Origin of the sequence: Flavobacterium sp. (genome assembly GCF_044376915.1) — a bacterium.
Classification (GTDB): domain Bacteria; phylum Bacteroidota; class Bacteroidia; order Flavobacteriales; family Flavobacteriaceae; genus Flavobacterium.
The window spans coordinates 1-9,300 of record NZ_JBILKB010000074.1 but is presented as its reverse complement, the minus strand read 5'-3'; the positions used below and the strand labels follow the sequence as shown (position 1 = coordinate 9,300).

The window sequence follows — 9,300 nt, the reverse complement described above, 5'->3', positions numbered from 1 at the left end:
TGACGAACGGTATCAAGCGTTTGTTTCGCCAATAGTTGATGCTGTTTTACACGATTTTTCTCCCGAGGCGAAAGGCTTGGATTTTGGTTCTGGGACCGGACCGGTGATTGCTAAAATGTTAACCGATAAAGGGTTTCAAGTACAGAATTACGATTTATTTTTCGCGAACGAGCCCTCACTTTTAAACCAAAAATATGATTACGTTTCGTGTTGCGAAGTAATGGAACATTTTCATCATCCCTATCAGGAATTTGAATTATTGAAAAGCTTAGTGCTTCCAAAAGGGAAATTATACTGTAAAACGAAAATTTATACCAACCAAAAACCTTTTGAAAATTGGTACTACAAAGATGATTTTACCCATGTTTTTATTTACCAAGCCAAAACATTGGAATGGATAAAAAGGGAATTTTGTTTTTCAAATTTAATTGTAAAAGATAAATTGCTAGTTTTTGAAAACTAAACTACTTTTTTGTTTGCACCGATTCAGGAACCAATTGCGAAATATCGCCACCATTGCGCAACACATCGCGCACAATACTAGAGGATATAAAGGAGGTTTGAGTAGCAGTCAACAAGAAAACCGTTTCTATTTTCGACATGACATAGTTGGTATGAGCAATGGCCTTTTCAAATTCAAAATCAGCCGGATTTCTTAGTCCGCGTAAAATGAATTCAGCCTTTTCTTTTTTACACAAATCGATGGTTAAACCAGAGTAAGTGATCACTTTAACTTTAGGTTCGTCTTTGAAAGCTTCTTCTATAAAGCGTTTTCTATCTTCTAACGAAAACATGTATTTTTTATCGGCATTAACCCCAATGGCTACTATTACTTCATCAAATAAAGAAACTCCTCTTTTGATGATATCAAAATGACCGTTGGTTATCGGATCAAATGAACCTGGAAATATTGCTTTTTTCATAATTATTTCTTTAAAGCCAATTCAATAGCGTTTTCAAATAATTCTGGCAACGAAATTCCGGCTTCGCGAGCTTGTTGTGGCAAAATACTTTCGGTGGTTAAACCTGGAATCGTATTCATTTCTAACATGTACGGCTCGTTGTTTACGATAATGAATTCGCTTCTCGAAAAACCTTTCATTTTGAGTACTTCGTAGGCTTTTTTTGCAACCCCTTCAATTTTAACTTTCAATTCGTCTGAAATTCGAGCTGGCGTAATCTCTTTCGATTTTCCCAAATATTTAGCTTCGTAATCAAAAAAGTCGTTTTCCGATACGATTTCGGTAATAGGTAAAACAGTAACCGTTCCTTTATAATTAATCACACCAACCGAAACTTCTGTTCCGTCTAAGAAACTTTCTATGATGATTTCGTCGTCTTCTTTGTAAGCATTTTCAATGGCTGGAAGAAATTCTGCTACTGTTTTTACTTTCGAAATTCCGAAGCTTGAACCCGATTTATTCGGCTTTACAAAACACGGTAAACCCACTTTAGCCAAAATGGCATCTACATTGATTTCGTCGCCTAAATTCAAATAAAAAGATTCCGCCGTTTTGATTCCGTATGGTTTTAACACCGATAACATATCACGTTTGTTGAACGTTAAGGCCGCTTGGTAATAATCGCAAGACGTTTGTGGGATTTGCAGTAATTCAAAATAAGCTTGGAGTAATCCATCTTCACCAGGAGTGCCGTGAATGGCATTAAAAACGACATCAAAATTAATTTTAGTACCGGCTACAGTTACAGAAAAATCGTTTTTATTGACAGGGAATTCAGCATCGTTTTCATCTACATATACCCATTTTTCTTTAAAAACATGAATCCGAAACGGATTGAATTTGGTGCGGTTTATATTGTTGAACACTACATTACCACTGGTAAGTGATATTTTATATTCGCTGGAATACCCTCCCATTACGATGGCTACGTTTTTCATGTGTACTTCAAGTTTGGTTCAACAAAATTACATTATTTCTTGAGATTTTGGTAGATTTCTTTGAAAACCCTTTCTAAACTATTTTTGCAAAACAGGTGTTTTGTTTTTTAGATGAAAACAAACCGATTTGCCTCTTATAATGTTTCCAATTTTTATATCTTTGCTAAAATATCCTGTCGTATGAGTTGGTTTAAATATGTAACAAGTAAAACCTTTTTTTTACAAGCATTTATTGCTGCGTCTATAGTAGCTGCATTTACTTTTTTATTGATTTTATTTTTGGATTTTAGAACCAATCATGGGGAAGAAATTAAAGTTCCCGATTTGTCTAAATTGAAATTAGAAGTTGCGGAAGAAAAGCTAAACGATATTGATTTAGAAGTCTTCTTATTGGATACTGTTGATTTTAATCCCGAATATCCTCCGTTTACCATTTTAGAGCAAGATCCCAAAGCGGGGAGTTTTGTAAAAGATGGACGAAAAATCTATGTAAAATTAAATGCTGGTGAGTTTACAAATATTGAAATTCCAGAATTTAAAGATAAAACGTATCGCCAAATTTTAGCTACGATAAAATCGTTGACTTTAAAAGAAGGTAAAATTACCTACAAAACACACATTGCAAAAGATGTCGTGTTGCAAATTTATCAAAATGGAAGACGTTTACGAGCAGGAGATATTGTTAAGAAAAATTCAACCTTAGATTTTGTTTTGGGTGATGGAAAAGACGTTTATAATGAAGATACCTTTAGTTCAGAAGAACCAACCGATACGTTAGCTCCTGTGGATACTCCAACAGAAGAACAACCTGTAGAATTTAAAGAAGGCAATGGCGGAATATAAGGCGGAAAACGAGTTGGAAGACGAATTATTTGAACACCATCGTTTTGAAGCGGCCAAAGGGCAATCTTCTTTGCGTGTGGATAAATTTTTGATGAATTTAATTGAGAATACAACCCGAAATAAAATTCAACAAGCAGCAGAATCTGGTTCAATATTGGTGAACGATTTGCCGGTTAAGTCCAATTATAAAGTGAAAGCCGGTGATGTCGTGCGTCTGGTTTTAGCTCATCCAACCTACGAACAATTGTTGACTCCAGAGAATATTCCATTGGATATCGTTTTTGAAGATGATCAATTGTTGGTTATTAATAAGCCTGCCGGTATGGTGGTACATCCAGGTCACGGTAATTATTCAGGAACATTAGTCAATGCGTTGGCGTATCATTTTGAGAATTTACCGATGAACAGTTCGGAACGGCCCGGATTGGTGCACCGTATTGACAAAGACACCACAGGATTGTTGGTTGTTGCTAAGACAGAGCATGCGATGGCTTATTTGTCTAAGCAATTTGCTGAGAAAACTTCAGAACGAGAATATGTTGCATTGGTTTGGGGAAATATTGAGGAAGAAGAAGGCACCATTGAAGGCAATATCGGTCGCCATGATATCAACCGCATGCAAATGGCGGTTCACGAAAGTGAAGAGAAAGGAAAACCTGCAGTTACCCATTTTAAAGTTTTAGAACGATTTGGATATGTTACCTTAATTTCATGTCAATTGGAAACGGGTAGGACCCATCAAATTCGGGTACACATGAAGCATATTGGGCATACGCTTTTTAATGATGAGCGTTATGGAGGCAATTCTATTTTAAAAGGAACAACGTTTACTAAATACAAGCAGTTTATTGATAATTGTTTTAAAACATTGCCCAGACAAGCCCTTCATGCTAAAACGCTAGGTTTTGAACACCCAATTACAAAAGAATTTTTACGTTTTGATACGCCAATACCGCAAGATTTACAAGATTGTATTGAAAAATGGAGGGTGTATTCCAAGGCACAAACGTTTACCGAAGAAACATAATTTCAACCCTTAATGATCTTTTCATCGTATGAAAATTGTTATTTCACCCGCAAAATCTCTAAATTTAGATACAGCATTTCCTACTTCACATTTTACAGAAGCTACTTTTTTAAAACAAGCTGAAACCATTCAGAAAACGTTAAAAAAGAAGAAGCCCAAACAGTTGATGGAATTGATGGATATTTCTGAAAAATTAGCAGATTTAAATTGGCAAAGGAATCAAGATTGGCAACTTCCATTTACTACAGAAAATGCTCGTCCCGCTATTTATACTTTTGATGGTGAAGTATACATAGGTTTAGATGCCTATACGTTATCCGTTGATAAAGTGATGGTTTTACAAGATAAATTGCGCATTTTATCGGGATTGTATGGCATATTAAAACCACTTGATTTAATGCAAGCCTATCGTTTAGAAATGGGCACTTCAATAGCAATAGGGACGAAAAAAAATCTATACGAATTTTGGAAAAAGACACTTACAGATCAATTGAATTCAGAATTACAGAACGATGAGTTGTTTGTCAACCTAGCCAGTAACGAATATTTTTCTTCCGTTGACACGAAAAAACTTAAAGTTCCCGTTATTACTCCAGAGTTTAAAGATTATAAAGACGGCAAACTTAAAATGATTAGTTTTTTTGCTAAAAAAGCGAGAGGTTTAATGGTACGATACATTATAGATACGAATGCCAAAACTGTTGAAGATTTAAAAGGTTTCAACTATGAAGGTTATGCGTTTGATGCTAATTTATCTGAAGGAAATAAACTGATATTTACACGATAATTTTTATTTTTACTAAACAAACATTAATATTAGCAGTTATGAAAAAGTTACTTTTTATATTTGGTATTGTCCTTCTTACTTCATTTGTATCAATTAATAATAAATCATTTGAAGTTAAAGTTGAAATTGTTAGAAACAAAGTACAACTTACTCCGTCAAACGGATTTAATTTTTCGTTAATGGCATTTACTAAAAATTCTGTTTATTTAAATGAAAGCGGAATGATTGATTTTAAAAATAGTGAAGAAGTAGAAAATTCTGATTTTATTTTCAAATTAACGAAACAAAATAATACTATTTTATTAGAAGGAATAAAAAATACAAATTGGAAAGATTTAACTTTTAAAAAATTTGCCGTTATTAATGAAAGTGGGATAAAATAATCTTAATTATTCAACCAATTTTCTAGTATTTTATTTCCATCGGGAGTTAAAATACTTTCTGGATGAAATTGAACCCCTCGAACATCATAAATACGATGTTTAATCGACATGATGTTTTTATTCTCATCAACAGAAGTAATTATTAAATGTGGCGGAAAATTATCATTTGAAAGTACCCAAGAGTGATAACGACCTACTTCAATTTCATTTGGTAAAGAATCAAAAATAATATCATTTTCAATAATGCTTATTTTTGAAGCAACACCATGATATACTGTTTCTAAATTGACTAACGAGCCACCAAAAACTTCTCCAATAGCCTGTAATCCCAAACAAATCCCTAGGATACTCTTGCTCTTGGCATAGGTTGGAATTACCTCTTTTAGCAATCCCGCTTCACTAGGAATTCCCGGACCCGGGGACAAAACAATTTTATCAAAAGTTTCTAATTCTTTGAGTTCAAATTCGTCATTTCTAAAAACCGTAACCGTTGCTCCTAAATCTTCTAAATAGTGTACTAAATTATACGTAAAGCTATCGTAATTATCAATAACGGCCAGTTGCATTAATATAAATTTGGATATTTTACAGGATCTACTTCGTTAAAAATAGCATATACTTTTTCAAAAATATCCTCGGCAGAAGGTTTTGAAAAATAATCGCCATCGGTTCCATAAGCCGGACGGTGTGGTTTTGCTGTTAACGTTTGTGGAGCGCTATCTAAATGTAGATATGCTTTTTGATTTTCAAGGATCTCTTGTAAAATATAAGCACTTGCACCACCTGGTAAATCCTCATCAATGACCAAAAGGCGGTTTGTTTTTGCAACCGATTTTACAATGTCATGTTGAACATCGAAAGGCAGCAAAGATTGTACGTCTATTAGCTCGGCATTAATCCCTACGCTTTCTAATTCATTAGCCGCTTGCTCAATCAATCGCAACGTGGATCCATACCCTACTAGAGTGATATCTGAACCCGTTTTGATCGTTTCAACAACTCCAATAGGTGTTTTGAATGCACCTAAATTGGTTGGCATTTTTTCTTTTAAACGGTACCCATTTAAGCATTCGATTACTAAAGCAGGTTCGTCTGTTTCTAAAAGTGTATTGTAGAATCCGGCGGCTTTTGTCATGTTTCTTGGCACCAAAACATGAATACCTCTTACCGCATTGATGATCATTCCCATAGGAGAGCCTGAATGCCAAACACCTTCTAAACGGTGTCCTCTGGTTCTGATAATTAGTGGTGCTTTTTGTCGGCCAGCACTTCTATATTGTAAGGTTGCCAAATCATCACTCATGATTTGAATGGCATATAATAAATAATCTAGGTATTGAATTTCGGCAATAGGGCGTAAGCCTCTCATGGCCATCCCAATTCCTTGACCTAAAATGGTAGCTTCACGAATGCCCACATCGGCCACCCGAAGTTCGCCATATTTTTCTTGCATCCCTTCTAATCCTTGGTTTACATCGCCGATATTCCCCGAGTCTTCACCAAAAATTAATGTTTCAGGATATTTTGAAAAAATAGCATCAAAATTATCTCTCAATACCAGACGAGCATCTACTTCTTCGGCTGTTGTATCATAGGTAGGGGCAATTTCCTGTATATTTGTTATCGCTTTTTCAGATTGTGAAAAAAGATGCGAACTGAATTTAGGTTGAATCTTAGCGGTGTAATTTTCGATCCAAGAAGCTAAAGAAGCACGACAATTTTCACGACTAACCATGCGTAATACTTTTCGGGCTGTAACTAGTATGTCTTTACGAATAGGTTCTTTTATGGCAGCAAGGTCACTTGCAATTTTTTCAATAAAGACCTTGTTTTCACTTTGATTGGCAATATTTTGCAAAACAGCAACTAATTCTTCTTGCTCAGATTTTACTGGAGTTGTGAAGGCTGTCCAAGCCACTTTTTTACCGTCTAAAACTTCTTTTCTTGACGCTTCTTCAAGGACTTCAAGTTCTTGGGTAGTTGCGATATTATTCTCAATTATCCAAGTTTTCATTTTGGCTAAACAATCAAATTCTGCTTCCCACGCTAAGCGGTCTGCATTTTTATAGCGTTCATGACTACCAGAAGTTGAATGGCCTTGTGGCTGAGTTAATTCTTGTACGTGAATTAATACGGGCACATGTTCTTCACGTGCTATTTGTGATGCGGTTTGATAAGTAGTTATTAAGGAAGGATAATCCCAACCTTTAACCCGAAGAATTTCAAATCCTTTATGATCTGTATCACGTTGGAATCCTTTTAAGATTTCTGAAATATTTTCTTTGGTTGTTTGGTGACGGGCATGCACCGAAATTCCGTATTCGTCGTCCCACACACTCATAACCATTGGTACTTGTAGTACACCAGCAGCATTGATGGTTTCAAAAAACAAACCTTCTGAAGTAGAAGCATTTCCAATTGTTCCCCAAGCCACTTCATTTCCTTTGTTTGAAAATAAGGTTTGATCAATTCCAGAAACGTTTCTATATATTTTTGAAGCTTGAGCCAATCCTAACAAACGGGGCATTTGTCCAGCAGTAGGAGAGATATCTGAACTCGAATTTTTTTGTTGGGTTAGGTTGTTCCAATTCCCGTTTTTGTCTAACGAATGGGTTGCAAAGTGTCCACCCATTTGGCGTCCAGCACTCATTGGATCAAAATCAATATCGGTGTGCCCATAGAGTCCCGCAAAAAATTGCTCAATGGATAGGGCACCAATGGCCATCATAAAGGTTTGGTCTCTGTAGTAGCCCGAACGAAAATCACCATTTAAAAAAGCTTTAGCCATGGCAAGTTGTGGTACTTCTTTTCCATCTCCAAAGATTCCAAATTTTGCTTTTCCAGTAAGTACTTCTTTGCGACCTAAAAGACTGCATTCTCGGCTGATACGTCCGATTTTATAATCGTTAAGAATTTCATTTTTGAATTCTTCAAAAGAGACTGCCTCCGATGTGATTGCTGTTTCCATAAACGTGACTACGAAATTGATAATGCAACAAATTTAAATAAAACCAAATTAAAAACAACATGCTGAACTTCTTTTTATTAATTATTACTAATTTATCAAAGGTTTTGGTATTAAAAAACTAATAATTTCATGGTTTAAGGAGTATTAGTTGTGAATTTTTCAAAAAAACTGTAGATTTTATGGTAATTCTTCTTTTAGGCAAAACTTCAAACTATTTCCGAGCCACCAAAAAGGTATATAAAATGGCAAAATTCAAAATAATATATTCAATAGACATTAAAATAAAACAATTAGCAATGTACTGGATACAAATTATTAGATGAATACGATGCAAAACACACTTTTTAATCAATGATCTATTTTTTGTGGTCATTAGTTTATAAAAATTGAATTTTTATAAAAACCGATACATTCGTAGCTACTGCATTTAAAGCATCCTAATTTTTATGTACAAGTCAAAAAATATGAATGGCATCTTATATTTTATAAAGTCTCTTTTGCACAAGGCACATGATGTTTCCTTGTTCAAAGTAAGCTGTTTATTTTTTTTTTTAAATAGCTCTTTTGTTTCGGCGCAAGTTGTCATCAATGAACTCGATTCTGATACTCCAGGATCAGATGTTTTGGAGTTTGTAGAGCTCAAATCGACTACGCCAAATTTTTCATTGAATGGCTACGTATTGGTTTTTTTCAATGCAGGGAGCACAGCTCCATTTGCTAATTCTGCCAGTTACTATGCACTTGATTTAGACGGTTATGCAACCGATATTAATGGAATCGCAACTTTTGGTAATCCTACCGTTTCGCCAACACCATTGGCTATTATCCCTAATGCAACCCTTCAAAACGGACCCGATGTAGTGGCTTTGTATCAAGATAATGCTTCAAATTTTCCAACGAATACTTTGGCTACAGCCACTAATCTAGTAGATGCAATTGCCTATTCTGGTTCGGGAACCACTTCGCCAACTGCAATGATGACAACTTTGGGAATTACCGTTTGCGTGAATGAAAATGCGACTTCCAATGTAGCAACCCATTCCATACAACGAAAAAATGATGGTACGTATGAAGTAAAAATTCCTACACCCGGAATGCCAAATGATGGCTCGGGAATACTTTTGAACACCATAACCGTTTCAACTTCTCAATTGAATTATACTGAAGGAGAGAGTTTTGCGATTGTATTTTCAACGTCTCAACCCATTCAAAATCAGCCATTGGTGATTAATTTTAGCTTGACTAATGGTAATTTTACAGCCAGTGATTACACGGGGGTCTTATCGGTAACATTACCTCTTGGTACTACAACGGCCCAAACAACGATTCAAATAATCGACGATACCGCCAATGAAGGTGACGAGGAATTAATGATCGATTTACAAAGTGTAC

The 9,300-nt window shown here is 35.2% G+C and carries 9 protein-coding genes and 1 pseudogene; 6 read left to right on the top strand and 4 right to left on the bottom strand.

The genetic code is table 11. The annotated features are described in order from the left end of the window. Nucleotides 1-463, top strand: a 463-nt coding sequence (locus tag ACIQ6Z_RS07985; RefSeq protein ID WP_396210378.1) for a class I SAM-dependent methyltransferase, incomplete at its 5' end; no start/stop codon positions are given. 1 nt (nucleotide 464) lies between these two features. Here the strand turns inward: ACIQ6Z_RS07985 and coaD are convergent. Further along, nucleotides 465-923: a pantetheine-phosphate adenylyltransferase gene (coaD, locus tag ACIQ6Z_RS07980; protein WP_396210377.1), complete on the bottom strand. Its 459-nt coding sequence runs from the start codon at nucleotides 921-923 to the stop codon at nucleotides 465-467. 2 nt (nucleotides 924-925) lie between these two features. Then, on the bottom strand, nucleotides 926-1,900 hold the full coding sequence (locus ACIQ6Z_RS07975) for a D-alanine--D-alanine ligase (RefSeq protein WP_396210376.1): 975 nt from the start codon (nucleotides 1,898-1,900) through the stop codon (nucleotides 926-928). A 180-nt stretch (nucleotides 1,901-2,080) separates the two neighbouring features. Between ACIQ6Z_RS07975 and ACIQ6Z_RS07970 the strand changes: the two genes are divergently transcribed. The 4 genes from ACIQ6Z_RS07970 to ACIQ6Z_RS07955 are packed head-to-tail and all read left to right on the top strand — an operon-like array spanning nucleotide 2,081 to nucleotide 4,940. After that, nucleotides 2,081-2,743, top strand: coding sequence for a PASTA domain-containing protein (locus ACIQ6Z_RS07970; protein WP_396210375.1), 663 nt, complete (start codon nucleotides 2,081-2,083; stop codon nucleotides 2,741-2,743). Further along, nucleotides 2,730-3,770, top strand: coding sequence for an RluA family pseudouridine synthase (locus ACIQ6Z_RS07965; protein WP_396210374.1), 1,041 nt, complete (start codon nucleotides 2,730-2,732; stop codon nucleotides 3,768-3,770). Before ACIQ6Z_RS07970 ends, ACIQ6Z_RS07965 begins: the two co-directional genes overlap by 14 nt. Nucleotides 3,771-3,798: 28 nt before the next feature. Next, entirely contained in the window at nucleotides 3,799-4,557 is a 759-nt protein-coding gene (gene yaaA / locus ACIQ6Z_RS07960; protein WP_396210373.1) for a peroxide stress protein YaaA, read from the top strand. 38 nt (nucleotides 4,558-4,595) lie between these two features. After that, nucleotides 4,596-4,940: a hypothetical protein gene (locus tag ACIQ6Z_RS07955; protein ID WP_396210372.1), complete on the top strand. Its 345-nt coding sequence runs from the start codon at nucleotides 4,596-4,598 to the stop codon at nucleotides 4,938-4,940. Nucleotides 4,941-4,942: 2 nt separating this feature from the next. On the opposite strand, the gene ACIQ6Z_RS07950 is transcribed toward ACIQ6Z_RS07955, so the two are convergent. Then, entirely contained in the window at nucleotides 4,943-5,506 is a 564-nt protein-coding gene (locus ACIQ6Z_RS07950) for an anthranilate synthase component II (RefSeq protein ID WP_396210371.1), read from the bottom strand. Continuing rightward, entirely contained in the window at nucleotides 5,506-7,908 is a 2,403-nt protein-coding gene (locus ACIQ6Z_RS07945; RefSeq protein ID WP_396210370.1) for a thiamine pyrophosphate-dependent enzyme, read from the bottom strand. The genes ACIQ6Z_RS07950 and ACIQ6Z_RS07945 overlap by 1 nt, the downstream gene beginning before the upstream one ends. Nucleotides 7,909-8,372: 464 nt before the next feature. On the opposite strand from ACIQ6Z_RS07945, the pseudogene ACIQ6Z_RS07940 reads away from it, so the two are divergent. Beyond that, a pseudogene (locus ACIQ6Z_RS07940) lies at nucleotides 8,373-9,300 on the top strand (ribonuclease); the annotation flags it as partial.

Coding starts and splice junctions, on each gene's coding strand:
- coaD (WP_396210377.1), bottom strand. CDS start 923: ATGAAAAAAGCAATATTTCCAGGTTCATTTGATCCGATAACCAACGGT.
- ACIQ6Z_RS07975 (WP_396210376.1), bottom strand. CDS start 1,900: ATGAAAAACGTAGCCATCGTAATGGGAGGGTATTCCAGCGAATATAAA.
- ACIQ6Z_RS07970 (WP_396210375.1), top strand. CDS start 2,081: ATGAGTTGGTTTAAATATGTAACAAGTAAAACCTTTTTTTTACAAGCA.
- ACIQ6Z_RS07965 (WP_396210374.1), top strand. CDS start 2,730: ATGGCGGAATATAAGGCGGAAAACGAGTTGGAAGACGAATTATTTGAA.
- yaaA (WP_396210373.1), top strand. CDS start 3,799: ATGAAAATTGTTATTTCACCCGCAAAATCTCTAAATTTAGATACAGCA.
- ACIQ6Z_RS07955 (WP_396210372.1), top strand. CDS start 4,596: ATGAAAAAGTTACTTTTTATATTTGGTATTGTCCTTCTTACTTCATTT.
- ACIQ6Z_RS07950 (WP_396210371.1), bottom strand. CDS start 5,506: ATGCAACTGGCCGTTATTGATAATTACGATAGCTTTACGTATAATTTA.
- ACIQ6Z_RS07945 (WP_396210370.1), bottom strand. CDS start 7,908: ATGGAAACAGCAATCACATCGGAGGCAGTCTCTTTTGAAGAATTCAAA.